This is a genomic window from Burkholderia stagnalis, from assembly GCF_039848545.1.
GTDB classification, from domain to species: domain Bacteria; phylum Pseudomonadota; class Gammaproteobacteria; order Burkholderiales; family Burkholderiaceae; genus Burkholderia; species Burkholderia stagnalis.
On record NZ_CP156686.1, the window covers coordinates 1,993,161 to 2,018,602 of the forward strand.

The 25,442-nt window shown below is 67.8% G+C and carries 18 protein-coding genes; 1 reads left to right on the forward strand and 17 read right to left on the reverse strand.

Annotation, left to right across the window (positions count from 1 at the left end; translation table 11 throughout):
- Nucleotides 1–7: 7 nt before the first annotated feature.
- The 10 genes from ABFO07_RS25640 to ABFO07_RS25685 all read right to left on the reverse strand — a co-directional run bounded on the left by ABFO07_RS25640 (nt 8) and on the right by ABFO07_RS25685 (nt 12,813).
- The gene (locus ABFO07_RS25640; protein WP_059808782.1) at nt 8–1,171 is read right to left on the reverse strand and encodes a glycosyltransferase family 4 protein; all 1,164 of its coding nucleotides are present in this window, start codon (nt 1,169–1,171) and stop codon (nt 8–10) included.
- On the reverse strand, nt 1,171–2,355 hold the full coding sequence (locus ABFO07_RS25645; RefSeq protein ID WP_059884371.1) for a glycosyltransferase family 4 protein: 1,185 nt from the start codon (nt 2,353–2,355) through the stop codon (nt 1,171–1,173). Before ABFO07_RS25645 ends, ABFO07_RS25640 begins: the two co-directional genes overlap by 1 nt.
- Complete coding sequence (locus tag ABFO07_RS25650) at nt 2,352–3,821, reverse strand: O-antigen ligase family protein (protein WP_059884372.1); 1,470 nt, start codon at nt 3,819–3,821, stop codon at nt 2,352–2,354. The genes ABFO07_RS25645 and ABFO07_RS25650 overlap by 4 nt, the downstream gene beginning before the upstream one ends.
- Before the next feature lie 11 nt (nt 3,822–3,832).
- On the reverse strand, nt 3,833–4,969 hold the full coding sequence (locus tag ABFO07_RS25655) for a glycosyltransferase family 4 protein (protein ID WP_059884373.1): 1,137 nt from the start codon (nt 4,967–4,969) through the stop codon (nt 3,833–3,835).
- Nucleotides 4,970–5,012: 43 nt separating this feature from the next.
- Nucleotides 5,013–5,972 carry a glycosyltransferase family 2 protein gene (locus ABFO07_RS25660; protein ID WP_059963163.1) on the reverse strand — a complete coding sequence of 320 codons (960 nt, stop codon included), beginning with the start codon at nt 5,970–5,972 and terminating at the stop codon, nt 5,013–5,015.
- 66 nt (nt 5,973–6,038) lie between these two features.
- On the reverse strand, nt 6,039–8,264 hold the full coding sequence (locus ABFO07_RS25665; protein ID WP_059884374.1) for a polysaccharide biosynthesis tyrosine autokinase: 2,226 nt from the start codon (nt 8,262–8,264) through the stop codon (nt 6,039–6,041).
- 65 nt (nt 8,265–8,329) lie between these two features.
- The gene (locus ABFO07_RS25670; protein ID WP_059566184.1) at nt 8,330–9,511 is read right to left on the reverse strand and encodes a polysaccharide biosynthesis/export family protein; all 1,182 of its coding nucleotides are present in this window, start codon (nt 9,509–9,511) and stop codon (nt 8,330–8,332) included.
- Entirely contained in the window at nt 9,505–9,948 is a 444-nt protein-coding gene (locus tag ABFO07_RS25675) for a low molecular weight protein-tyrosine-phosphatase (protein WP_059566185.1), read from the reverse strand. Before ABFO07_RS25675 ends, ABFO07_RS25670 begins: the two co-directional genes overlap by 7 nt.
- A 16-nt stretch (nt 9,949–9,964) precedes the next feature.
- Entirely contained in the window at nt 9,965–11,377 is a 1,413-nt protein-coding gene (locus ABFO07_RS25680) for a UDP-glucose dehydrogenase family protein (RefSeq protein ID WP_059566186.1), read from the reverse strand.
- Nucleotides 11,378–11,436: 59 nt separating this feature from the next.
- The gene (locus ABFO07_RS25685; RefSeq protein WP_059566226.1) at nt 11,437–12,813 is read right to left on the reverse strand and encodes an undecaprenyl-phosphate glucose phosphotransferase; all 1,377 of its coding nucleotides are present in this window, start codon (nt 12,811–12,813) and stop codon (nt 11,437–11,439) included.
- 426 nt (nt 12,814–13,239) lie between these two features.
- On the opposite strand from ABFO07_RS25685, the gene ABFO07_RS25690 reads away from it, so the two are divergent.
- On the forward strand, nt 13,240–14,766 hold the full coding sequence (locus tag ABFO07_RS25690) for a mannose-1-phosphate guanylyltransferase/mannose-6-phosphate isomerase (RefSeq protein WP_059808805.1): 1,527 nt from the start codon (nt 13,240–13,242) through the stop codon (nt 14,764–14,766).
- Nucleotides 14,767–14,864: 98 nt separating this feature from the next.
- Here ABFO07_RS25690 and ABFO07_RS25695 read toward each other — a convergent pair whose 3' ends face one another.
- From ABFO07_RS25695 to ABFO07_RS25725, 7 genes are all read right to left on the reverse strand, one after another.
- Nucleotides 14,865–15,812 carry a transposase gene (locus tag ABFO07_RS25695; protein ID WP_059566188.1) on the reverse strand — a complete coding sequence of 316 codons (948 nt, stop codon included), beginning with the start codon at nt 15,810–15,812 and terminating at the stop codon, nt 14,865–14,867.
- A gap of 822 nt (nt 15,813–16,634) precedes the next feature.
- Nucleotides 16,635–17,216 carry a DUF3501 family protein gene (locus ABFO07_RS25700; RefSeq protein ID WP_059566189.1) on the reverse strand — a complete coding sequence of 194 codons (582 nt, stop codon included), beginning with the start codon at nt 17,214–17,216 and terminating at the stop codon, nt 16,635–16,637.
- A gap of 26 nt (nt 17,217–17,242) precedes the next feature.
- Entirely contained in the window at nt 17,243–18,580 is a 1,338-nt protein-coding gene (locus ABFO07_RS25705; RefSeq protein WP_347468771.1) for a heterodisulfide reductase-related iron-sulfur binding cluster, read from the reverse strand.
- A 128-nt stretch (nt 18,581–18,708) separates the two neighbouring features.
- Nucleotides 18,709–19,131, reverse strand: coding sequence for a rubrerythrin family protein (locus tag ABFO07_RS25710; RefSeq protein WP_010089086.1), 423 nt, complete (start codon nt 19,129–19,131; stop codon nt 18,709–18,711).
- 142 nt (nt 19,132–19,273) lie between these two features.
- Complete coding sequence (locus tag ABFO07_RS25715) at nt 19,274–19,420, reverse strand: hypothetical protein (RefSeq protein WP_155629770.1); 147 nt, start codon at nt 19,418–19,420, stop codon at nt 19,274–19,276.
- A 136-nt stretch (nt 19,421–19,556) separates the two neighbouring features.
- The gene (locus ABFO07_RS25720; RefSeq protein ID WP_347468773.1) at nt 19,557–23,318 is read right to left on the reverse strand and encodes a filamentous hemagglutinin N-terminal domain-containing protein; all 3,762 of its coding nucleotides are present in this window, start codon (nt 23,316–23,318) and stop codon (nt 19,557–19,559) included.
- A 126-nt stretch (nt 23,319–23,444) separates the two neighbouring features.
- Nucleotides 23,445–25,142 (reverse strand): ShlB/FhaC/HecB family hemolysin secretion/activation protein, encoded by a 1,698-nt coding sequence (locus ABFO07_RS25725; protein WP_347468774.1) that lies wholly within the window; start codon nt 25,140–25,142, stop codon nt 23,445–23,447.
- Nucleotides 25,143–25,442: the final 300 nt, after the last annotated feature.

Genomic DNA, 25,442 nt, shown 5'->3' on the forward strand with positions numbered 1-25,442 from the left:
GGCACGCTCAACCGGCCTGGATCGCCTCGTCGTAGACGCCCGCGACCCGCCGCGCGATCACGGCATTGTCGAAGTGATCGCGCGCATAGCGCTTGCACGCCAGTTCGTCGGGCAGCGTGATCGCGCCCGACAGCGCCGCGCCCAGCCCGTCCGCGATCGCGTCCGCGCCGGTGGCGGGCAGCACCAGGTCGCCGGACAGCCCCGCGACCGCCTCCGGCAGGCCGCCCACCGGCGTGACCAGCACCGGCGTGCCCGATGCGAGCGACTCGACGGTGATCAGCCCGAAGCCTTCGAGCGCGACCGTCGGCACGACGCTGACCGTCGCCGCGCGGTACAGCGCCGCGAGATGCTGGTCGGGCACGAAGCCGAGCAGCTTCACGTTGTTCTGCAGCCCCTCCGCGTCGATGCGGGCCTGCAGCTCCTCGGCGAGCTTGCCCTTGCCGGCGATCAGCAGCAGCACGTCCGGGTGGCGCTGCTTCACGCGGCCGATCGCGTCGATCAGATCCTCGAGGCCCATGCGCCGCACGAGCCGCCGCACCGCGAGCACGATCGGCCGATCCTGCGGCAGCTGCAGCCGGTGCCGCGCCTCGCCGGGCGTGAGCGGCGTGTCGAACTGCGCGGTGTCGACGCAGCCGGGAATCACGCGCACCCGCTCCGGATCGATGTCGTAGCGGCTCGTCAGGATCTGGCCGAACGCCTGCGACAGCACGATCAGCCGCGACGAGCGCGCGTAGACGGCCTGCTCGAGATAGCGCTTCGCGCGCTGCCCGAGCGACGCGGCGCCTTCGACCTGGCTCTCGTCGGCCCACGGCCCCTGGAAATGCGAGACCTGCGGGATCCCGCGCGTGACGTCGAGGCCCGGGAACGTGTACAGCGCGAAATGCGACGAGATCACGTCGGGCCGCTCGGTGCGGATCGTGTCGCGCAGCGCGCGGCGTGCGGCGAGCATGCGGCGCGCGAGCGGCTGCTCGGCCGGGCCGAAACCGCGGATCGCGCCGCCGGTGTCGCTCGCCACCTGCTCGGAGCCCGCGACGAGCCCGCGCACCGCGACGCCCGCGCCGGGCAGCGCGCCGACGAGCGAGTAGTACATCCGGTCGAGGCCGCCCGCGCGTTCGGGAAACCAGTGCATGCCGATTTGCAGCGATTTGATCGGCCGGGGGGAAAGAGACATCACGATTGCTCCTGCGTGACCGCATGCTCGACGCGCTCGAAGGCGCTCGGCTGCGAGGGTTGGCCGATGCGCCGGTAAAGCGCAATGTACTGGGCGCCCATGTGCGCCCAGCCGAAACGGGTCATCAGTTCGCTCGCCGCGGCGCCCATCGCGCGGCAGGTGTCGCGCGACGCCGCGAGAGAGCCGATCGCCTGCGCGAGCGCGGCCGGATCGTCGGGATCGTCGAGCACGATCCCGCACTCGCGCGTGATGATCTCGGCGCCGCCCGCCGTGCGCGCGGTGACGACCGGCAGGCCGGCCGCCATCGCCTCGAGCAGCGACAGGCTCATCGCCTCGTAGCGCGACGGAAACACGTAGGCGTCGGCCGAGCGCATCAGCGTCGGCATGTTCTTGACGAGCCCGAGGAAATGCACGCGCCCCGCCAGCCCGAGCGCGCGCGCCTCGTCCGGATACGGGCTGCCCGGCAGGTAGCCGGCCACCGCCAGGTGCACGTTGCCGGGCAGCTTCGCGAGCGCCTTCAGCACGGTGCCGAGGTTCTTGCGCGGCGTGCGCAGGTCGCCGACGAACAGCAGCAGGAACGCGTCGGCGGGCAGCTTGAACGCCGCGCGGTCGGGCAGCGCGTGCGCGAACGCGCCGCCGTCCACGCCGTTGTAGATCACGCTGATCTTGCCGGCGTCGATGCCGAGCCCGGCGATTTCATCGGCGACCTTCTGCGACACCGCGGTGATCGCGCGCGAGCGCCGGTATGCCCAGCGTTCGAGCGTGGTGTTCACGCGCGTGTACACGTACTGGTACGCGGACCACAGGCCCTTGGCCGGCCCGAACGGGTAGTACGGGCTCTTGAACCAGCCGCCGTGCACGAAGTGCGCGGTGTTCACGTCGGCCTTGATCCACGAGATGAAGCCGTTCACGTGCAGCACGTCGTAGTCGGCGCGATGCGTGCGCAGCCACCACGCGCTCTTCAGCGCGAACACCTGCTGCCTGACGAGGTTCGACGGCCAGAAGCGGCCGACCTTCACCGGCACCCAGCGCACCCGGTGGTCGGCCAGCAGCTCGGGCGCGACATGCGACGCGACGAGCGTCACCTCGTAGTTCTCGGCCAGCGCCGCGCGCGCGATTTCGTAGTTGACGCGGCCCTGCCCGTCGTTATGACGCACGACGTGCGTGACGATCGCGATTCTCAATGGTCGGCTCCCCGTTGACGCGCGGCGGCCACCTGGCGCTGGGTCTTCTGCCAGTGCGCCGCGGAAAGTATTGAAAAAATGGCGGTAAACAGCAGCAGCCCGCCGGTGCCGATCAGCGAGTTCGTGAACACGAGCATCGCGAACACCGACAGGCACAGGCTCAGGCAGGCGCCGACGAACTTGTCCTTGCGCAGCTTGAACGCCGCGCGCAGCGTGCGGCCGAGCAGCATCACGACGCCCGCCAGATACAGCAGCGTGCCGGGCCAGCCGAGCACGAACGGCACGTTCATCACGCCGCTGTCGAAGCTGCCGTACTTGCCGAGCTCGCCGCTGTCGCTCGACAGCTTGGTCGACGCGCCGGTCGCGCCCATCCCTTCGCCGGCGACGTCGGTGAACGCCGTCTCCGCGAAGGTTGCGTAGAACTTGTTGCGGTCGTCGTAGCTGCGGTCGTCCTTCAGGTTCGTGATCGACTGCAGGCGCGCGCCGAGCCGGTCGGCCACCGGCCCGACGGTCAGCAACGGCACGCACAGCCCGGCCAGCACGAGCCCGCTGACGAGAATCCGCATCCGCACGCGGTTGTTCGACTGCACGAGCTGGATCGCCAGCGCGATCACCCAGCCGCCCCACGTCGAGCGCACCAGACACAGCGCGAACGAAATGAAGCCGGCCGCCCCCGCCACCCAGCGGATTTTCTGCGGCGCCGCGAGCACGAACACGAGCGCGCCCATCATCGCGAACGCGAACGGCCCCGACGAGTTCATCGTGCTGAACACGCGCACGCCGTACGGCACCGGCTCGCCCTGCGAGCCCATCTGCGAGCCGACCATCCACAGCACGTCCCATTGCGGCATCACGAAGTACTGCACGACCCCGTACAGGCCCATCACGAGCATGCCCCACATGAAGGTGGACAGCAGCACGTCGCGGTACTCGGGATAGTCGCGCGCGTGGACCATGATGTGAAAGCCGATCAGCACCGGATACAGCCAGTTCGCGAGGTCGTAGGTCGCCGCCATCAGGCCGCTCGACACGATGCCGACCAGATACGCATAGCCGAGCCCGAACAGGATCAGCAGCACCGGAATCCCGCGCCGCTGCGCGAGCGCGCGGTAATGGCGCACCAGGCCGAGCGCGCAGATCATCGTCACCGCGAGCGGCGCGACCTGGATCAGGCTGGTCGGCGTGAACGCGCCCTTCGACCAGTCGGCGAGACGGCGCACCTCGGGGCTCAGGAACCACACCCACCACATGAAGCCGACGTAGCGCGCCGGGCTCTTGAAATACAGCCACAGGCCCACCGCGATCGCCAGCGCCGGGAACGCGAGCGTCAGCAGCGTGCCCTGGTGCGCGGCGATCAGCACGGCCGTGACGGTCCACAGCCCGGCCTGCCCGGCCCAGTGCTTCGGTTCGGCGAACCAGCGGCGCGCGCGGCCCGCGGGCGGCGCGGCGGCAATCGACGTATTCATGACACCCGCGCTCATCGCGACGACGGCCGGGAATCCGCGAGCGGCAGCGCCGCGCCGGCCGGCGCCGGCGTGCGGTGCCGGCGCAGCAGCTCGCGGGTGATCCGCACGTGCTGCGCGGCAAATGCCTGCGTCGTCAGGTCCTGCTCGCGCAGGCGCGCGGCGGCGGCCCGCGCGGTCGCCAGCGCGAAGCTCGGGTCGGCCGCGAAGCGGTCGGCCGCCTCGCGCAGCGCCTGCGCGTCGAACGGCGGCACGTAGGCGGCCGCGTCGTGCGGGAAGTAGTCGCGCAGCCCGCCGACGTCGGACACGATCATCGGCTTGCCGACCGCGGCCGCCTCGAGCATCACCGTGATGCCCGACGCATGATGGTTCGGCCGCAGCGGCACGACGATCAGGTCGGCCCATGCATACAGTTCGTGCTGCTTGGCAAGCCCCGACGCCGAGCCGATCGTCACGTTCGGCGCGTGCCACTCGCGCGGCACGCGGCGGCGCGTCGCGAGCCGCACCTCGTAGCGCGCGTCGCCGCCGAACGCGGCGAGGAAGGTGCGCCAGTCGCGGTCGCGGTCGTTGCCGATCGCCGCGATGCGCAGCGGCCGGTTCGGCAGCCACTGCCGCGGATCGCCGATCGGGAAATCCTGCGTGTTCAGCCCGTAAAGCACGAACTGCGCATCGCGCTGCAGGTAGCGGCGGCACAGCTCCGCGTTGTCGCGCGCGAGCGTCGTCAGCACGTCGGCGCGCGCGAGCAGCTTGCGATACAGCCAGCGCCGCAGCCAGCCGTAGCTCGCCCACTTGTCGTACAGCCACACGCTTTGCGCGAGCAGCAGCGGGCGTTTGCCCTGCGCGCCCGCGAGCTTGAGCAGCAGCGCGGCGGCGAGGTGTTCCTGCTCGGTGTGCGTCCAGATCACGTCGGTGTTCAGCAGCGCCGCGCGATTGCGCCACGCATGCACGACGTCGAAACCGAGCCCCGCCTTCAGCGCGCGGCGCGCGAGGCTGACGACGCGGTTCTCGCGCGCGTCCTGCGAATAGCTGAGCCGGAATTCGTCCGACTCCGCGTGGTGATAGCCGTACAGGCAGCCGATGTCGTCGCCCTTGCGGTACGTGCGCGGATCGGCGCCGTAAAACAGATGAACATGAACTTTCGTTGCGGTCATGCGAGCCCTCCGGGGGCGGCCGCGCGTCGTGCGCGCAGCCCGTTCAAGACGTCACCGGCGGCATCGCCGCGCGGTGGGGGGCAAGGTTGGCGCGGCGCGCGTCGCGGGCGCCGCGGCGCACCGCGCGCCAGTGCTCGCGCACGCGCTCGCGCCGCGCGGCGGGCAGCGCCAGCAGCAGGTGCGCAAGGCCCGGATAGACGCGCGTGCCGACCAGCGTCCACCACCACCACGCGATCTCGCGCCGCACCAGCGGCAGGTGCTCGCGCAGGATCAGGTGCAGGTTGTACGCGCCGTTGCTGATCGCGTTCAGCGACGCGGCATCGCGCCGGTCGTCGTCGAAGCGCTCGGCCGGAAAATGATCGACCGCGATCGCCGGGTCGTACACGAGCTTCCAGCCGTCGCGCTGCACGCGCATGCTGAACGCCATGTCGTTGTGCACCTGCGCGCCGGCGCCGCGCAGCCGCGTGTCGAAGCGCAGCCGTTCGATCGCGGCGCGGCGGTAGCTCATGTTGGCGCCCTTCAGCATGTCGACTTCGCGCGCGCCGCCGACGCCGAGGTGATGATTGCCGACGATCTTGCCGGACAGCGTGAGCTGGCCGACGCGCTCGCGCGATTCGTCGAGCACGCGGCCTTTCTCGTGGACCCAGTCGCGCCCGCCGACCGCGCCCACGCGCGGATCGGCCTCGAACGCCGCCTCGACGCGCGCGAGCCAGTCGGGGCGCGGCGCGGCGTCGTCGTCGGTGATCGCGACGATGTCGCCGTGCGCCGAGTCGAGCCCCTTGTTCAGCGCGGCGACCTGCCCCGGCACGTCCACCGGCACCACCTGCAGCGGCAGCGCGCCGCCGACCGACGGGTCGGCGAGGCGCTCGTGCGTCGCATCGTCTTCCGGGCGCGCGACGACGATCACCTCGTCGGGCGCCCGCGCCTGGCGCTGCAGCGCCTGCAGGCAGCGCGCCAGGTCGGCCGGACGCCGGTAGGTCGGAACGAGCACGGAAATCTTCATCTTCGGTTTTCTCCTGTCGACCGGCGCGGGCGCTTCAGCGCCGGCGCCGGTCCCATGCATTGCCGGTCAGGCGCTCAGGTATTCGTGGACGGCCGCATAGCCGCGGCCGTAGCCGCGCGTCTTCGGCGGCACGCCGTTGAAGATGCCGCCTTCCAGATCGACGCCCGCGGTGCGCAGCCGCTTGATCGCATCGGCGATCTCGCTTTCGGTGTGCATGCCCGAGCGCAGCACCAGGAACGCCGCGCCCGCCATGCGGCCGATGATCGTCGCGTCGGTCACCGCGAGCACCGGCGGCGAATCCACCAGCACGACGTCGTAGCGCTTGCCGAGGCCTTCGAGGTATTGCGGCAGGCGCGTCGACATCAGCAGCTCGGACGGGTTCGGCGGGCGCGTGCCGGCCGCGATGAACGACAGGTTCTGCACCGGCGTCTCGCGGATCGCATCCTCGAGCGCCGACTGGTCGCTCAGCAGCTCGGACAGGCCCGGCTGCGCGGTCAGGCCGAAGTAGCGCTCGAGCACGCCGCGCCGCATGTCCGCGTCGATCAGCAGCACGCGCTTGCCGGAGTGCGCGAGCAGCACCGCGAGGTTGACCGTCAGGAAGCTCTTGCCGATGCCCGGCGTCGGGCCGGTCAGCACGATCACGCGGTTCTTCGCGTCCATCAGCGCGAACTGCAGCGCGGTGCGCAGGCTGCGCAGGCTTTCGACGCTCAGGTCCTTCGGGCGCAGGCTCGCGAGGATCGGCCGGGTGCGGTTGCCGCTCTTCGCGGCCTGCGCGTCGAGCCGCACCTGCTCGGCGCTTTCCGGCACGAGCCCGTACAGCGGCAGGTTGAACGTGCGCTCGACGCGGTCCGGATCCTCGATGCCCTGGAACAGGTTGCGGCGCAGGAACACGACGCCCGTGCCGAGGATCAGCCCGAGGAACACCGCGGCCGACAGGATCAGCACCTTCTTCGGCTTGATCGGGGCGCCCGGGCGCAGCGCGGAATCGACGAGGTGGATGTTGCCGCCCGTCCCCGCCTTCTGCACCGACAGCTCCTGCACGCGGTTCAGCAGCAGCACGTAGATGTCCTCGGCGACCTTCGCGTCGCGCTGCAGCTGCACCGCCTTCACCTCGGTGGCCGGCAGGCTGCGGAAACGGTTCGAGAACTTGTCCTTCTCGGCCTGAAGCTGGCCGAGCTGCTGCTTCGCGGCGATCACGAGCGGATGCGAATCGGTGAAGCGCTGCCCGAGCGACGCCAGCTGCAGGCGCTGCGCGGCGATCTGCTGTTCGTACTGCACGCTGCCCTCGAGGTAGACCTTCGCCTCGTCGCTCGCGTTGATCGAGCCCGACGTGCGCTGGTACTGGGTCAGCGCGGCTTCGGCGCGCTCGAGGTCCGACTTCAGGCGCGGTTCCTCGCCCTTCAGGAAGTCGAGCATCTTGGTCGCCTCGGCCTGCTTCGCGACCACGTGCTGGTTCAGGTACGACTGCGCGAGCGCGTTGGCGATCGCCGCGGTCATGTCCGGATCCTTGCCTTCGAGCGAGATCTGCACGACGCCCGTCTGCTTGCCCTGCTCGGACACCTGGATGCCCGTCTGGAACCCGGTGATCGCGTCCAGGTCGTTCTGGCGCACCACCGTGAACTGCGTGCCCGGGCGCGCGACCAGCTTCGTCACCGTGAGCGTCACGCCGCCGCCCTGCGCGGATTCGCCGACGCGGCCGCTGAGCAGCCGCCCGCCGTTCTGGTCGGCGAGCGAGTAGGTGCCGTTCGGCCCCGCGGTCAGCGTCAGCTTCTTGCCTTCGAGCGCCGGCACGACGGTGATCCCGTCGAGGTCCGCGACTTCGCCGCCCCACGCGTACGACTGCAGGCCGAGCCACGGCTTCGCCGGGTCGCCCGGGCTCGCGAGCCGCGCGGCGAGGCTGCCGAGCAGCGGGAATGTCTTCGGCGTAACCGAGAAGTTCAGCTTGAACTGCTCGACCACCGGCGTGACGACGCCGCGGCTCTTGATGATCTCGATTTCCGAATCGGTCGGCGCCTGCTGCGGGCCGCTGTTGATCACCGCGCCCGTCTGCGTCTGGGTCAGCGCCTGCGACGTGTTGTCGTTGCTTTCGACCCGCACGTGCACGTCGGCCTGGTACACCGGCTTCGCGATGTAGCAGTACACGCCGGCAAGCGCGATCACGGTCGCCGCGATGCCGAGCAGCAGCCAGATGTCGTCGAGGATCACCTGGAGCAACTGGCCGAGGACGACGTCCTCTTCCTCGGTCTTGACCGCCAGGCCCGCGTAGGTATGTTTCGCTTGCGTGTTCACCATTCGTTCCCGGTTGAGTGGTGCCGGGGCGCGCATGCCGCCCCGGCGAATAGCCGCCCCGCGCTGCGTCAGCGCGTGATCTGCTTCATGAAGAAGATCGTCTGGATCGTCGGCAGCACCTGCTGCAGCACGCGGTTGAACTGCACCGAGCTCGCCGTGCTCACGTAGACGACGTCGAGCGGCTGCAGCTGGAAGCGGCTCGACAGCATCAGCGCGTCAGGCTGCGTCATGTCGAGGCGGAACACTTCCGGCTTGGTCGGGTTGTCGCGCATCCCGCGCATCACGTAGATCTTGCGCGGGTTCGCGTCGGTGTCGAGGATGCCGCCGCCGGACGTCAGCGCGTCGGCGATCGACAGCCGGCCCTTCATCATCGGCACCGCGACCGGCGTCTTCACCTCGCCCATGATGTACACGCGGCTGTCGCTGCGGTCCGGCACGTTGACGATGTCGCCCGGCTGCAGCATCACGTTCTGCGTGATATCGCCGCGATCGAGCACGCCGTTCGCGTCGAGCGTGTAGAGCTTGCCGCCGCGCGTCAGGCGCACGCGCTGCAGGTCGGCCTCGCCGGTCGAGCCGCCCGAGCGCGAGATCGAGTCGACCAGCGTGAGCGGCACGTCGGACAGCGCGAGCGGGCCCGGCTGCTTCACCTCGCCCGTCACCTGCACCTTCTGGCTGCGGTACGACAGCACGCGCACGTCGAGCTGCGGGTTCTTCACGTAGCGCGCGAGGCCGGTGGCGAGTTCTTCACGCACCTGCATCACCGTCTTGCCCGCCACGCGCACGCGGCCGACGAACGGGAAGAAGATCGTGCCGTCGACGCCGACCGTCTGGCCGTACGGATCGGCCTGGCCCGGCAGCGCGGACGTATACGGCTGCTGCAGCGCGCCGGCCACCGTCTGCGTCGTGTTGCCGCCGCTCGAGAACGACTGGCCCTGCGGCGTCGTCAGCTCGGGGTGGTCCCACACCGTCACGCCGAGGATGTCCTGCGGCCCGATGTGATAGACGTATTGCGACGGATCGGTGAAACGCGACGGCGGCAGCGGGTGCGACATCTGTTGCTGCTGCTGGAGCTGATCCATGATCAGCTTCGCGTCGATGTAGTGGACCGGGTAGGTCTCGGTCGGCGTCTGGCGCTCCTCTTCCTTCAGGCGCGACGCATCGAGATAGTTGCCCGGCGCGGTCGCGCAGGCCGACAGGAAGGTCGTCAGCGCAACGGCGAGCGCCACGGGGCGCAGCGTACGATTCAGCATAGTTTTTGCAGCCATCCTTGAACCAGGCGTTCGATCTGTGAGTAGCTTTCGCGATAGTCGGCCTCGGGGCCGCCATGCGGATCGGCGATTTCGGCGTCTTCCCACTTGCCGAGCAGGTGCACCTTGCCGCGCGAGAACGGGTCGACCGATTCGACCGCCGCGATCTGCGTGCGCTCGCTGACGAGGATCAGGTCGGCTTCGCGCACGAGGTTGCGCGTGAGCCGCCGCGAGCGGTGCGTCGTCGCGTCGACGCCCCGCTCGGCGAGCAGCCGGCGCATCACCGGATCGATGCCTTCGCCGACGTTCGCGTCGACGCCCGCCGAGTGGAACGCCACGCGCGGGCCGCCGCGCACCGCGGCATGCGACTTGAACAGCATTTCGGCCGCCGGGCTGCGGCACACGTTGGCGTGGCAGACGATCAGGATGTTTCGGAACATGGCGTGTATCCGGCCCTTACGCGTTCGCGCGCGCGGCGCCCGGAACGCGTGCGGCGACGGCCTGGCGCGAGCCCGGACGGCCGATCGGGTGATATTCGATGCCCTGCTCGGTCATCGTCTCCGGCTCGTACAGGTTGCGGCCGTCGAAGATCACCGGCGACTTCCACAGCCGGCCGAGCGCGGCGAAGTCCGGGCTCTTGAACGCCTTCCATTCGGTGACGACCACCAGCGCATCGGCGTCGCGCGCGACCTGCGATTCGTCGTCCGCATACGCGAGGCGCTCGAGCCAGCTCGGGTGGCTCGCGAGATCGAGCGCGATCACGCGCTGCGCCTCGCGCTGCGCGACCGGGTCGTATGCGGTGACGCGCGCGCCGCGCGACAGCAGCTCGGCGATCAGCGCGCGGCTCGGCGCCTCGCGCATGTCGTCGGTGTTCGGCTTGAACGCGAGGCCCCAGATGCCGAACGTGCGGCCCGTCAGGTCCTCGCCGAAGCGCGCGACGATCTTCTCGGCGAGCACGCGCTTTTGCGCGGCGTTCACCGACGACACCGCCTTCAGGATCTCCAGCGACTGGCCGTGCTCGTCCGCGGTGCGGATCAGCGCCTCGACGTCCTTCGGGAAGCACGAGCCGCCGTAGCCGCAGCCCGCATACAGGAAGTGGTAGCCGATGCGCGGGTCGGAGCCGATCCCGCGCCGCACGGCCTCGATGTCCGCGCCGAAGCGGTCGGCGAGGTTTGCGAGCTCGTTCATGAACGAGATGCGCGTGGCCAGCATCGCGTTCGCCGCGTACTTCGTGAACTCGGCCGAGCGCACGTCCATGTACAGCGTGCGCTCGTGGTTGCGGTTGAACGGTGCGTACAGCTTCTTCATCAGCTCGCGCGCGCGCTCGCCCGGCACGTCGTCGTCGCAGCCGATCACGATGCGGTCCGGCCGCGTGAAATCGTCCACCGCCGCGCCTTCCTTCAGGAATTCCGGATTCGACACGACCGAGAACATCTGTGCCTCGCCGCGCTTCGCGAGTTCGTCCGCGATCGCCGCGCGCACGCGCTCGGCGGTGCCGACCGGCACGGTCGACTTGTCGACCACCACCTTGAAGCCCGTCATATGGCGGCCGATGTTGCGCGCGGCGGCGAGCACGTATTGCAGGTCGGCGGAGCCGTCCTCGTCGGGCGGCGTGCCGACCGCGATGAACTGCACGTCGCCGTGCGCGACCGCGGCCTCGATGTCGGTCGAGAAGCGCAGGCGGCCCGCGGAGCGGTTGCGCGCGATGATTTCCTTGAGGCCCGGTTCGTGGATCGGCACGCCGCCGTCGTTGAGGATGTCGATCTTGCGCTGATCGACGTCGAGGCAGAACACGTCGTGCCCGATGTCGGCGAGGCAGGCGCCGGTGACGAGACCTACGTAACCGCTGCCGATGATAGTCAGATTCATGATGTGTCGACCTCTTGACCAGTGATTCGAAAACCGGAAACCGGATGAAGCAGCCGCGCTCAGTACGCGTTGCTGCCGGTAAAGCCTTTCCACAGCGTCAGCGCGACGATCTTGATGTCGAGCCAGAACGACCAGTTCTGCATGTAGTAGAGATCGAGCTTCACGCGCCCCATCATCTTCTCGACCTGGTCGGTCTCGCCGCGAAAGCCGTTGACCTGCGCCCAGCCCGTGATGCCGGGCTTGATCCGGTAGCGGAACATGTAGCCCTTCACCAGATCCTTGTAGATGTCGTCGTGCGCGAGCGCATGCGGGCGCGGGCCGACGACGGACATCTCGCCCTTCAGCACGTTGATGAACTGCGGCAGCTCGTCGAGGCTCGTGCGGCGCAGGAAGCGGCCGACCGGCGTCACGCGCGCATCGTTCTTCGTCGCCTGCGTGACCTTGCCCGCCGTTTCCTGATGCACCTTCATCGAGCGGAACTTGTAGATCTCGAACTCGTTGCCGTCGATGCCCTTGCGCTTCTGCCGGAAGAACACGGGCCCGTGCGACGTCAGCTTGATCAGGCACGCGATCGCGAGCATCACCGGCGCGAGCGCCGTAAGCGCCGCCAGCGCGAACAGCCGGTCGAACACGAACTTCGGCATGATCCGCACGTCGGTGATCGGCGACGCCGCGAGGTTGATCGCCGGCACGCCGAGCAGCTCGACCACTTCCTGGTTGAAGAACGACAGGCTGCGCACGTCCGGGATGAAGCGGATGTTCACGAAGTCGTGGCGGAACACCCGCACGATCCGGCTGATCTGCGGCTCCTCCGAAATCGGCAGCGCGAGCCACAGCTCGCGAATCGCGCGGCTGCGCACGAGCCGCTCCAGCGCATCGAAGCTGCGTTCGATCGTCACGCCGTCGAGCGTCGCCTCGCCGGCCGGCGCGCTTTCGTCGTACACGCACACCGGGTTGAAGCCGGCTTCCGGGCGGGCGCGCATCTGCGCGATCAGCCGCCGCGTCGCCGGCGCATCGCCGACGATCGCGACGTCGCGATGGTTGAAGCCGCCGCGCCGCAGCTGCCGCAGCACCGCATGCACGCCGGCCTTCGATGCCGCGAGCAGCGCCACCGTCGCGAGCCCCCAGTAGCCGAGCCACAGGCGCGACAGGTCGCCCGACTGATGGAAGCTGAAGCTCATCAGGATGCCCGCGAGCTCGACCACGAGCCACGCGAACGCGACGCGCCCCATCAGCGCGACCAGCCGCTTGCCGCGCCACGACTGGTAGATCCCGAACGCCGGGAAGAACACGACGACGAGCACGCAGTCGAACAGCACCATCGTGCGCTGCAGGTCGTCGAGCCAGACGCTGCGCCCGTCGTGCAGCGCGGCGGCGATCACGGCCCCCGCCACGACCATCGCGATATCGATGATTCTCGCCAGCACGCTCAACATGTTCGCTTCCTCTTTGAACAGGCGTTTGCCGAACTGCTCCTTGCGCGGCCCCTGCCGCACATTCGATTCAAACGTTGCATGACGCTATTGAAGCGGTAAGAAATTGGCGCCTCAAGCGCACAAGTATTTCGAAAAATAATCGGCAATTCTTGCGCACCGGAGAGCGATTTATATCGGCATCTTTTCCCGGACCGGGCGGATATTCACCGGATTACCGGCACGCGCCGCCGTCTTCCGACCCTTGCAGGGCGGGCGTCGCGCGGGATCATGCCGAATTATTTTTTAATTTTTTATTTGCGCGATCCGGTGCATGGAAAAATTTCGCGATGCGAATCTCGACTGAATAGTGCACGAGCCGCACGGTTTTATTGTCGATTTACTTCATGCTACAACGACAGGCACTGACATCAATCATGGAGTGCCATCATGAATGCTCCGGCCGTGACAGCCGATACGCGCTCATCCTCTTCCGCCGCCGCGCCTGCCGGCTCGCGCGTCGCGGTGCAGCCGGTGATCCTCGCCGGCGGCTCCGGCACGCGCTTGTGGCCGATGTCGCGCGAGCACTATCCGAAACAGCTGATCGGGCTGCTCGGCGAACATTCGCTGCTGCAGGCCACCGCATGCCGCCTCGACGGCCTCGCGACCGGCCATCCGGTGAGCGACGAAGTGCTGATCGTCTGCGGCGAGGACCATCGCTTCACGACCGCCGAACAGCTGCGCGCCACCGGCAAGCGCGCGTCGATCGTGCTCGAGCCGCTCGGCCGCGACACCGCGCCCGCGCTGACGCTCGCCGCGCTGCGCATCGTCGCGGGCGGCAACGACGCGGTGATGACCGTGATGCCGGCCGACCACGCGGTGGCCGACCATCCGCGCTTTCATGCGGCGGTCGCCGCCGGCGTGCGCAGTGCCGCGCAAGGCCGGATCGCGACGCTCGGCATCGTGCCGGACCACGCAGAGACCGGTTACGGCTACATCCGCGTCGGCCAGTCGCTCGGCCATGCCGAGGCCGGCGGCCTCGACGTGCGGCGCCTCGACCGCTTCGTCGAAAAGCCGCACCTCGAACTCGCTCAGCAGTACGTGGAATCCGGCGAATACTGGTGGAACAGCGGCATCTTCATCGTGCGTGCGTCGGTATGGCTGAACGCGATCCGCCATTTCGAGCCGGCGATGCATGCCGCATGCGAACAGGCGATCGCGCAGGGCGAGGCCGACGGCGATTTCTTCCGCGTCGACCGCGACGCGTTCGCCGCGTCGCCGTCGAACTCGATCGACTACGCGGTGATGGAGCCGCTCGCGAACCTGCCGTCCGTGTGCGAAAGCGTCGTCGTGCCGCTCGACGCGGGCTGGTCGGACGTCGGTTCGTGGGACGCGATCTGGCAGATCCTGCCGAAGGACAGCGCGGACAACGTCGGCCGCGGCCACGTGCTGTTCGAGGACGCCGAATCGACGTTCGCGCATTCGGAAGGCCGGCTCGTCGCGTGCGTCGGCACGCAGAACCTCGTCGTCGTCGAGACGCCCGACGCGGTGCTCGTCGCCGACAAGTCGCGCGTGCAGGACGTGAAGAAGATCGTCGGCCGCATCAAGGCGGAGCGCGGCGCGGAAGCGACCGATCACCGCAAGGTGCATCGCCCGTGGGGCCATTACGATTCGGTCGACATGGGCGAGCGCTTCCAGGTGAAGCGCATCGTCGTGAAGCCCGGCGCGCGGCTGTCGCTGCAGATGCATCATCACCGCGCCGAGCACTGGATCGTCGTGCGCGGCACCGCGCGCATCACGCGCGGCGACGACACGTTCCTGCTGTCGGAAAACGAATCGACCTACATCCCGCTCGGCGTGTCGCACCGCCTGGAAAACCCGGGCAAGATGCCGCTCGAACTGATCGAGGTGCAGTCGGGCTCGTATCTCGGCGAGGACGACATCGTGCGCTTCGACGATACGTACGGACGCCAGTGACGGCTACGACTGCCGGATGAACAAGGGCGCCGTCGACGACGGCGCCCTTGTTCGTTACGGCTTCGCGCGCGGCGCGCGCGACACCTGGCTTACGCGGCTCAACCCACGCGATACACGAACTCGCGCCGCTCGGCCTGCACCGGATCGTTGCGGCCATCGGCCAGCGACGTCGAGCGGCGCTCGGCGATGAAGCGCTTGATGTCCGATTCCGCGCGCGCGAGCGCGGAAAGGCCCGCCAGCACCGGCACGCTTTGCGGCTCGCACGCCGGCTCGTGGCTCGCGCCGTGCCGGTCGATCCACTGCCGCGCCCATTCGAGCGCGAAGTGCTCCGCTTCCTCGGCGTCGGTGAAACGCGGGCCGATCAGGCCGGAGCGCTCGACGCGCCGATCGTCCTGCGCGATCTCCGCCCACGCGCGATACATCAGGTTCTGCACGGGCTGCGCGATGCCGAGGATCGTGTAGCCGCGATACTCGTCGACCTGCGGCTCGGACGCCGAAAAGCTCGCGGCCGTCGCGCGCGGATGACGCTCGTGCGCGGCCGGCGCGGCGCCCGGCACGTTGAATGCCGACGTGGCCGACCCGGCGGTTTCGCCGCGCGACGACACGGCCAGCGCCGCATCGTCGCCACGCCAAACGTTTGCTTGCGAAACCGGCAATTGCCACGATTCGGGGTTCTGCCAGAACACGCCGCGCAGGCGATCGTTTTCCGGCGCCGGTTCGGCGCGATGCGTCGGCGCGACCGGCACGGGCGGCGGCGGCACATAGGCGAACGTGCGCCCGCTGAACTGGGTCAGCACGTCGATCATCTGCAGCAGCGTCCCGCTCGCGAGCCACTCCTCGTAGCGGCGGCGGCAGGTGGGCCCGGACGGATAGCGTCCGGGCAGCTTCGACCATGCTTCGCCGGTCGTCAGAATCCAGAGCACCGCGTTGGCGACGACGCGCGGTTCCGCGCGCGGGCGCCCACGACGATTCAGCCGGATCGGTTCATCGGCGATCAGCGTCGAAAGACGAACCCACTCTTCATCGTTAAGCTCATCGAAGAACATAGTAGATCTCTCCACGCAGCCAGGCCGGGCTGCGATTGGCGGCGCCTTCGCGATCGCTCGCGGGGCGGCCAGGTTGCACATTAGGGTTATCCGGTTGTGCATGCCGGCGCGATTCCGCACTAACGCGGTGCCGCGCGTCCCGGCAATGACGCACAAATCCCGGTCTCACTCCATTGCGGGAATTTTTGTGCACGAAGCATACCATCCCTAGGGTTTATCTCAATATGACAATGACTTTATGTTACGTACTGAAACAACATGGCATCGATGCGCGATCCATTTATGCTCGAATTTTTTTACGAAATCTTTATTCGATGCACCGGAAAGCCCCGCCTGTAGAGGGTTTGAGAGGGTCACACCCCTGTCGTTTCTATCAGGCTTCCGGGCCGTCCCAGTCCTTGTCAGTAACATTCACCGAATTGCGTGATCGCAATCGGTAATTCATGGAAAATTTCTCAAAAAGATATTTTCCGATCGGTAATTCATTCGAATGCCAATCATTAGACTTTTCTCTACGTACAATCTTTATATTGTTTCTCTGCGGACAGTGACAAGGGTGTGACGCAGCACGAACGCGTTGCGAATGGCGGTATGTAACGCCATGTTGCAACATGTTTCGACGGTGGCGCCGCGCGACGAATCATGCCTGACGGCGCAGGCGCCGTGCGATGCCGCGGCGCCTATGCTCGCCGGACACGCGCGCAGGCCGGACGCCTTTCTTCAGTTCATTTGATTCAGGTCAATTTTCGGCGAGCGGCGCGAGCCGAATTCATCGTTGTGCCAACGGAGTGTGTCGGCGGATGCGCACGGCGTGCGCAGCGGCTAACGCAGATCGCTCACGAGCGACGCCGCGACGGCGTCGTCGATGCGTTGCGCCGGCACCGCGTAGCCCGGGTGATCGCAGCCGATCGACAGCGCGGCGCCCTGCCTGAGCGCGTCGCGCATCGGCGCGCCGAGTTCGAAGCGGACGAAGTGCACCGCGGACGTCTTCTCGTCCGTCTCGCGGTCGAGATCCTCGTCTGCGATCGCATAGACCGGCGCGTGGCCGTCGACCTGCAGGTACACGCGATCCTCGACGCCGATCAGCCGCGCCAGCGCCGCGCGCCGCTCGGCGTCGTGCTCGTATTCGATCTGCATCGTCGCCTTCAGGTTGGTGCCGTCGGGCACCAGCGGCCGGTATGCGTCCAGCTCGCTCTCGATGCCCGCCTCGTCGAAAATCTTCTCGATGTGCAGCATCTCCTGGACCTGGTAGCGGATCGTCGTCTCGTCCTCGAACAGGAAGCGCAGGTGATTGCCGAGCTGCACCGCGCGCTGCCGCTTGTGCGCGATGAGCCGCGCGTGTTCGGAGCGGCGGATCTTCGCGTAGGCCTCGAGCGTCAGCAGGGAATCGCGGTCGAGCGTCATGGAGTGTCCCTCTTGGCCGATCGGGTTCAAATGCCGTACGCGCGGCGCAGCAGCGTGAGCGGATGCGCGAGCGGCGCATCGGCGAGCCCGGCCTCGCCGATGCCCTGCACGATGTGATGACCCGCGAGCGCGCAGTCGGACGACACGACATCCGGCTTCGGTTCCGCCATCGCCTTGAACACGGGCCCGCCGATGCGCATCGCGTCCGCATGGAATTCCTTCTTCACGCCGAACGTGCCCGCATGCCCCGAGCAGCGCTCGACCACGTGCACGCGCGTATCGGGCACGAGCGACAGCACGTCGGCAGTCTTGCGGCCGATGTTCTGCACGCGCGCGTGACACGGCACGTGATACGACACGGTGCCGAGGCCGGTCTTGAAGTCGGTCTTCAGCAGGCCGTCGCGATGCCGCGCGATCACATATTCGAACGGATCCCAGAATGCATCGGCGACCGCGCGCACGGCCGCGTCGTCAGGGAACATCAGCGGCAGCTCGCTCTTGTACATCAGCACGCAGCTCGGGATCGCGCCGATCAGCGCATAGCCTTCGCGCGCGTAGCGCTCGAGCACCGGAATGTTGTCGGCCTTCTTCGCGGCGACGCCGGCGAGATTGCCCTGTTCGAGCAGCGGCATCCCGCAGCACGCCTCGCTCGACACGAGCTCGTACGGAATGTCGTTGTGCGCGAGGATCGCGAGCAGGTCGTGGCCGATGCCCGGCTCGTTGAAATTCACGTAGCAGGTGGCGTAGATCGCGACCTTGCCGGGCGTGCGCTCGCCGTCGCGCACCGGATGGCCGGCCGAGCGCGACGCCGCGCGGCGGAACTTGCGCGGCGCGAATTCGGGCAGCCACGCGTGGCGGTCGACGCCGAGCGCCGCTTCGAGCGCGTGGCGCGCGGGCGGCGTGCGGTTCACCGCGTTGACCGCCTGCGTGACGATCGGAATGCCCGCGAAATGGCCGAGCGCATCGGTGTTCGACAGCACCTTGTCGCGCAGCTTCACCTCGCCGCGCCGGTAGCGCGCCGCCTTGCCGCGCAGCATCAGGTGCGGGAAATCGACGTTCCACGCATGCGGCGGCACATACGGGCATTTCGTCATGTAGCAGAGGTCGCACAGGTAGCACTGGTCGACCACATCGCCGAACGCCGCCTTCGGCACTTCGTGGAGGTCGCCGGTCGGCGTCTCGTCGACGAGGTCGAACAACGACGGAAACGCGCCGCACAGCGACACGCAGCGCCGGCAGCCCGCGCAGATGTCGAACACGCGGGTCATCTCGGCGTCGATCGCGGCCTGGTCGTAGAACGCGTCGGACTGCCAGTCGAGCGGATGCCGGGTCGGGGCTTCGAGACTGCCTTCCTTGTGTGGCATGTGGCGCTCCAGCGCAACGGTGACGCGCACACGCGCACGCCGCCCGCGCGATGCACGCGGCGGCGCGGGTGGCGCGGCGAGGTGGCGGCGAACGTCAGGCGCATGGCGGGCAGGCCCCGCCGTGCGGCTCAGTCGACGAGCGCGTCGAGCGCCTTCGTATACCGGTTTGCGTGGCTGCGTTCGGCCTTCGCCAGCGTCTCGAACCAGTTCGCGATTTCGTCGAAGCCTTCCTCTCGGGCGGTCTTCGCCATGCCCGGATACATGTCGGTGTACTCGTGCGTCTCGCCGGCAATCGCCGATTGCAGGTTCAGCCGCGACGAACCGAACGGCAGCCCGGTTGCCGGATCGCCGACCGCTTCGAGATATTCCAGGTGGCCGTGCGCGTGGCCGGTCTCGCCTTCGGCGGTCGAGCGGAACAGCGCGGCGATGTCGTTCTGGCCTTCGACGTCGGCCTTCGATGCGAAATACAGGTAGCGCCGGTTCGCTTGCGATTCGCCCGCGAACGCATATTTCAGGTTCTCTTCGGTTTTGCTGCCTTTGAGCTGAGCCATCTGCGCCTCCGTGCGTGCCGGCGCGCCGACGCGCCGGACCGAATCAGCGATTATGGGGAACGATGCACCCAGCACGAATCCTGCCGCCGGCATCGTGCTGTGTAATCTAGGCGCTCGGGCGGACATCCCCCAATTGGCTTTTTCAATGCCGCCGATAGCGATACTCGTGCGCACGATCGTGCCTGTCCACGAGCGCGGCGGCATCCCGGGCGACGCCATGCGCACCGATCTGCCGGTCGACGTCGAACGACAACGAGGCGGTGCAACCTCGCACCGCCTCGTTGTTCATGATCCTGCGGGCAACGTCGCCGACCGCGCGCACGCCCGGCAGGATCGGCTCGGCACGCAGGCCGATCGAGCGCGATTTACCGCGTGGCCCTATCGGCCCAAGACGCGGTCACGCCGACGGCCTGCGTCCCGGCAGCCTACCGGCGCGCCATGTTGCTGACGACCTGCCCCGGCCCCGACATCCGGACCATGCTGGACACGTTGCCGTAGCTGCTCGTGACGCCGAACAACCCGTTGTACAGGCGCCCCATCACGAATACCGAGTTGCCACCGTGCAACATGCCGTGGTTGGTTACGTTGCCCGTCGTGAAGACCGTGCGTTCCCCACGCAGTTCGCCGTTGTTGGTCGTATTGCCCGTCACCTGGACGTCGCCACCGCGGACGGTGCCATTGTTGGTCAGCGAGCCCACGAACTTCAGCGAGCCGTCGCCGTTCACCGCGCCCTGGTTGACGACGTTGCCCATGACCTGAACGTCGCGGCCGTCCACCACGCTGCCGGCGCCGCTATTGGTCAGGTTGCCCAGGATGCCGAGCGCGCCGTCGCTGCTCACCGATCCCCGGTTGACGGCGTTGCCCATCACCTTGACGTTGCCGCCCCGGACAGTGCCGTCGTTGTTCAACGAGCCGTTGACTTTCAGCGACCCGTCGCCGTTCACCGTTCCCTGGTTGGCGACGTTGCCCATGACCTGAACGTCGCGGCCGTCCACCATGCTGGCGCCGCCGTTATTGGTCAGGTTGCCCATGATGCCGAGCGCGCCGTCGCTGCTCACCGATCCCCGGTTGACGGCGTTGCCCATCACCTTGACGTTGCCGCCCCGGACAGTGCCGTCGTTGTTCAACGAGCCGTTGACTTTCAGCGACCCGTCGCCGTTCACCGTTCCCTGGTTGGCGACGTTGCCCATGACCTGAACGTCGCGGCCGTCCACCATGCTGGCGCCGCCGTTATTGGTCAAGTGGCCCATGAGGTCGAGCGCGCCGCCGCTCGTCACCGATCCCTGGTTGACGACATTGCCTGCCACCTTGACGTTGCCGCCCCGGACAGTGCCGTCGTTGTTCAGCGAGCCCATGACCTCGAGCGCGCGTTCACTGCCCATCTCCCCCCGGTTGTCGACGTTGCCTGACACACGAACGTCGCCGCCCCGGATGGAACCGCCGTTGCCGAGGTTCCCCGCCACGTCGACGGTATTGCTGCTGACGGCGCCGTCATTATCGAGCCCGCCCTGGATCGCCAGCGTGCCGGCCTGCACACGCCCGCTCCTTTCGATCCGGGCCGTGCCGCTCGATGCGAGCGAAAGGCTGCCCGCCGGCGCATCGACCGTGCCGGCGATCCTGACGCCGGTTTTCGCCGATGTGCCGACCAGCGTGACGGCATCCGCATGCAGGCTGCCCGACTCGGATACGTCGATCGCCACGTCCGGCGTCACGCCGTTCGCCGGCCCGGACACGATCTGCGTATTCGCGCCCTCGATTGCCGCCGTTCCCTGCTGCGCGACCGCGACCAGCTTTTTCGCGTGTACCGCTCCATCGACCTTCAGGCCGCGCGACACGAGATCGAGCTGATCCATGCCGTGCGCATCGAGCCCGGCGCCCTCGATCGCGATACGGCCGTCGTCGGTCCGGAAGCGCGCGATGTTGCCTTGTCCGTCGAACTCCGTCGCTCCCGCGACGAGCGATACGCGGTTCGCGTTCACGAAGCTGCCGCCATTCACGCTGATCCCGTTCGGGTTGGCGACGATCACGCGCGCGCTTTGCCCGGCGACTTCGGTCGTACCTGCCAGCACCGACGCGTTGCCGCCCGTTACCTGGTTCAGGATGATCGATGCCGACCGGCCGTTGAGCAACGCGTTGCCGCCGATGTCGCCCGCCAGTTGCGTATGCGCGCCGGCCACGCTGTTGTTCAGCACCAGGCCGGCCGCGCCGACGTTGTAGTCGAGGAACCGGTTGTGCGAGATGCCGGCGTTGTTTGCCTCGGCGATGTCGACGATCGGCGTGCCGTTCGCCGCGGACTTGACGACCGGGCGGTCGGCCGCGTTCGGGTCGACGACGAGTTGCGGCTTCGTTTCGGCGACCGGCGGTTCCGGGTTTACCGGCGGGTTCGTTTCGGCGACCGGGGGTTCTGGGTCAACCGGCGGCTTCGTTTCCGCGACCGGCGGCTCCGGGTTCACCGGCGGCTTCGTTTCCGCGACCGGCGGTTCCGGGTCAACCGGCGGATTCGTTTCCGCGACCGGCGGTTCCGGGTTCACCGGCGGCTTCGTTTCCGCAACCGGCGGCTCCGGGTTCACCGGCGGCTTCGTTTCCGCAACCGGCGGTTCCGGGTCAACCGGCGGCTTCGTTTCCGCGACCGGCGGTTCCGGGTCAACCGGCGGATTCGTTTCCGCAACCGGCGGTTCCGGGTTCACCGGCGGCTTCGTCTCAGCAACCGGCGGTTCCGGGTCAACTGGCGGCCTCGTTTCCGCAACCGGCGGTTCCGGGTCAACCGGCGGCTTCGTTTCGGCAACCGGCGGTTCCGGGTTCACCGGCGGATTCGTTTCCGCGACCGGCGGTTCCGGATTCACCGGCGGCTTCGTTTCAGCAACCGGCGGTTCCGGGTTCACCGGCGGCTTCGTTTCCGCAACCGGCGGTTCCGGGTCAACCGGCGGCTTCGTTTCCGCGACCGGCGGTTCCGGATTCACCGGCGGATTCGTCATGTTTTCGCCGATCGTTCCGGAGCCGGTCGTCTTTCCCAACACCGACACCTTACCGTTGGCCCCGACGACTCCTGGCGCTTCCTGATGGAGGTTACCCACGATGTCGACGCCGTTACGGCCGTAAATCGATCCGCTGTTGTTCACATCAGCCATCGCAACGAGCTTTCCGTCGGCGCGCAAGGTGCCCGTGTTCGCGACGTCCTTCATCAAAGTCAACTTGCTGCCGGTAATCGTGCCGGCATTCTGCAGCTTGTCGTAAGCAGACACTTCGCCGGCCGCAGCCAGGCGCCCGTCCGCCGACACCTGGATCTTGCCGTCCGACATCAGCTTGATCTCGCCGGTCAGCGCCTCAACCTTGCCGGCGACGTTCACGCCAACGCCAGCGGATGCGCCGCGCATCATGATCGAATCCGCGTGCATGCTGCCGAGCTTCGATACATCGATCGCGACATCGACCGCCCCGCTATCCGGCGATGCCTTGAATATCTCCAGGTTAGGACGCTCGATCGCCGCTACCCCCTCTTGCGCGACCGCGACCAGCTTCTTCGCCTGCACGGCCGCGTTCACCTTGAGCGTGCGCGATACGAGGTCCAGCCGGTCCTGACTGCTCGCGTCGAGGCCATCGCCGTCGATGGCGATGTGTCCGTCCTTGGTCCGGAACTGCGTAATGCCGCCGTTTTGATCCAGCTCCACCGTGCCCGCGACGAGCGACACGCGGTTCGCGTTGATGAAGCTCGCGCCGTTCACGCTGATCCCGTTCGGGTTCGCGACGATCACGCGCGCGTTTTGCCCCGCGACTTCGGTCGCGCCTGCCAGCATCGACGCATTGCCGCCCGTCACCTGGTTCAGGATCACCTGTGCCGAACGGCCGCCGAGTTGCGCGTTGCCGTCGATGCTGCCTGCCAGTTGCGTGTTCGTGCGGCCCACGCTGTTGTTCAGCACGAGGCCGCTCGAGCCGACGTTGTAGTCGAGGAAGCGGTTGGTCGAAATGCCGGCGGCATTCGGTGCGTTGATGTCGACGATCGGCGTGCCGTTCGACGCGACGCCGAGACCGGGGCGGTTGGCCGCGGACGGATCCGCTACGAGCGCCGGTTGCGCAGACGCGGTCTGCATCGCAAGGATCGGCATCGCGACCGTCAGCGCCGCAGCGAGCGCGGTGCGCGCGAACGGCGTCGCCGCGCGGTGGCGCGGATAGTGTTGTTGATTTTTCATGGTCTTTTCGGTTTCCAGAAAATGAATGAAGTGGCGTGGCACAAGCCGCGCCGATGGCGAACGAGCGTGCGTGCTTACATGGCTACTCCCCCGTGACGTACGGCGGGCGCGGCGCGCCCGCAACGATCAGAAACGCGCAGTGAGCGAAACGTCGAGCGTGGGTCGCGCGGTTTGCAGCGCGCCGGGCTTGCGAAGCGGCACGCCGAGCGCAACGTCGTAGCCGAGCATCCGGTAGCCACCGCGCACGCCGAACGCGGCGCCAATCAACGTGCGCCCGTCCCGGCCCGCACCTTCGCGCGAGCCCACGCCCGTGACCGCGCCGGCGTCGAGAGCGACATAGGCCTCGTGCGAGCTGAACAACGGCGCCGCCAGTTCGTTGCGCCAGAACCAGCCGCTGTCGCCGGCGAGCGTCTGATTGCCGTCGAAGCCGCGCACCGTGTAGCGGCCGCCGATCTGCAGGTATTCGGTCGATGGAAGCGCGCCGGGCGCGTACTGAAGCTGGAGGAATCCGCGATAGCCGAACGGGCGCGCGCCGATCCGGAACGGCGCGTCGGCGCCGAGCGTCGCGCTGTACACGCGATAGCGGCCGTCCCATTCGGGCCGGCCGTTGACGCGCCCGGGGAAGGCGCTCAGCCCGGCAAGGCTCGCGCGCATGCCGATGCTCGCGTCGACAGTCGCATGCGCGAGTTTCTCGCGATGCGCCGCGCTCACTTCATAACTGACGATGTCGTGGCGGAACACGTCGAGCTCGACGGGACCGAACCACGAACGGTCCTCGCGGCGTGCGAGCCTGAAGCGCAGCGTCGTCTTGCCGTGACCGGAGCGATACGGCACGTAGCTCACGCCGGCTTCGTAGCGGCGGGTCCGCTGGACGAGCGGCGGCATGACCTCGCCCGGCAGTTCGGACGCCAGCGTCTGCCGGCTCGTCCACTCGCTGATGCCGAGCGAGAACGACGCATATCCGACCGGCACGTTCCATGCCGCGCTTTTCGCTTGCGAGCCGAGCGACTTGTTGCGCAGCGCGGCGTCGGTGTTGTAGGTGACGATCAATTGATCGTAGAGCCCCAGCGGCGAATCGATCGCGACGATCGCGCCGAGCTGGTTGCGGCCGGTGGCATCGAGCCCGCCGTTGTCGGCGGTCGCGACGAAGCGGACGCGGCGCGCATCGTCCGGATGCCGGACGACGATGTCGGTGTCGCCAAGCGACGCGCCCGGAACCAAGTCGAACGCGGCGGCCGACTGACCGGGCAGGCGGCGCACGTTCTCGAGCGCCTGATCGAGATCGCGCACGTTCAGCAATGCGTGCGTGCCGCGCGGAAACACGATGGGCGCCCAGCCGATGCGGCCGCGCGCATCGTCGATCGCGCCGATGCGGCCGGGCAGCACCTCGATGATGAGGCGTCCGGTCGACAGATCCTGCGGCGGAATGCTCACGAGCGACGTGATGTAGCCGCGCGCGACGAGGCGCTGCCCGACCCATTCGCGCAGCATGCGCAATCCGTTCTGTCCGATGCATGCGTGTTCGAGCGGGACGGCATCACGCAGCCACGGGAATGCGTCGGCGCCGCGCCATTCGATTTCGTGAATGTCGAAACACGGCGTTTCCGCAGGAAAGCGCAACGCGCCGGATTCGCTCGACGGTTTCGCGGACAGCACGTCCGGCTGGTCGAGCACCTGCTGCCTGAGCTCGTCGAGTTGCTGGGCCTGATGGCGCTGCGCACTCTGCGGCTGTACACCGGACTGGGGTGCCTGCGCGACTGCGGCAACGGCGAACGTCAGCAGATTCACGGCGCACAGCACGCGCCCGGCGTTCACCGTCCGCATGATGAACCCCGCAAAACGACTGGCGCGATCGAATCGCACCAGGCCGCGCGACGACACGTGCGATGCGCGTGACCGCCGAACCGGCCCATGCGGTGCACATTGGCGACCCTGATCAGCGCATCATCATTTTTGTTAAATATCCTTAACACTTAAATTCCGCCAATCTCGCGATGCGTCAATCAAGCGATGATTATGCGAAATCAAATTATCTAACTTCAATTAAAAACAACACTCCAACATTAAATTCTTACTAGTCTCATTCTTTTTAATCGGAAAATTAGGACATTTACTTGAACCCAT

What these genes read in the sequence shown, in the direction of transcription:
- ABFO07_RS25670 (WP_059566184.1), bottom strand. Translation starts at nt 9,511, where the DNA reads ATGCTGAATCGTACGCTGCGCCCCGTGGCGCTCGCCGTTGCGCTGACG.
- ABFO07_RS25675 (WP_059566185.1), bottom strand. Translation starts at nt 9,948, where the DNA reads ATGTTCCGAAACATCCTGATCGTCTGCCACGCCAACGTGTGCCGCAGC.
- ABFO07_RS25690 (WP_059808805.1), top strand. Translation starts at nt 13,240, where the DNA reads ATGAATGCTCCGGCCGTGACAGCCGATACGCGCTCATCCTCTTCCGCC.
- ABFO07_RS25700 (WP_059566189.1), bottom strand. Translation starts at nt 17,216, where the DNA reads ATGACGCTCGACCGCGATTCCCTGCTGACGCTCGAGGCCTACGCGAAG.
- ABFO07_RS25660 (WP_059963163.1), bottom strand. Translation starts at nt 5,972, where the DNA reads ATGAAGATTTCCGTGCTCGTTCCGACCTACCGGCGTCCGGCCGACCTG.
- ABFO07_RS25665 (WP_059884374.1), bottom strand. Translation starts at nt 8,264, where the DNA reads ATGGTGAACACGCAAGCGAAACATACCTACGCGGGCCTGGCGGTCAAG.
- ABFO07_RS25650 (WP_059884372.1), bottom strand. Translation starts at nt 3,821, where the DNA reads ATGAATACGTCGATTGCCGCCGCGCCGCCCGCGGGCCGCGCGCGCCGC.
- ABFO07_RS25655 (WP_059884373.1), bottom strand. Translation starts at nt 4,969, where the DNA reads ATGACCGCAACGAAAGTTCATGTTCATCTGTTTTACGGCGCCGATCCG.
- ABFO07_RS25705 (WP_347468771.1), bottom strand. Translation starts at nt 18,580, where the DNA reads ATGCCACACAAGGAAGGCAGTCTCGAAGCCCCGACCCGGCATCCGCTC.
- ABFO07_RS25695 (WP_059566188.1), bottom strand. Translation starts at nt 15,812, where the DNA reads ATGTTCTTCGATGAGCTTAACGATGAAGAGTGGGTTCGTCTTTCGACG.
- ABFO07_RS25640 (WP_059808782.1), bottom strand. Translation starts at nt 1,171, where the DNA reads ATGTCTCTTTCCCCCCGGCCGATCAAATCGCTGCAAATCGGCATGCAC.
- ABFO07_RS25715 (WP_155629770.1), bottom strand. Translation starts at nt 19,420, where the DNA reads ATGAACAACGAGGCGGTGCGAGGTTGCACCGCCTCGTTGTCGTTCGAC.
- ABFO07_RS25725 (WP_347468774.1), bottom strand. Translation starts at nt 25,142, where the DNA reads ATGCGGACGGTGAACGCCGGGCGCGTGCTGTGCGCCGTGAATCTGCTG.
- ABFO07_RS25685 (WP_059566226.1), bottom strand. Translation starts at nt 12,813, where the DNA reads ATGTTGAGCGTGCTGGCGAGAATCATCGATATCGCGATGGTCGTGGCG.
- ABFO07_RS25710 (WP_010089086.1), bottom strand. Translation starts at nt 19,131, where the DNA reads ATGGCTCAGCTCAAAGGCAGCAAAACCGAAGAGAACCTGAAATATGCG.
- ABFO07_RS25720 (WP_347468773.1), bottom strand. Translation starts at nt 23,318, where the DNA reads ATGAAAAATCAACAACACTATCCGCGCCACCGCGCGGCGACGCCGTTC.
- ABFO07_RS25680 (WP_059566186.1), bottom strand. Translation starts at nt 11,377, where the DNA reads ATGAATCTGACTATCATCGGCAGCGGTTACGTAGGTCTCGTCACCGGC.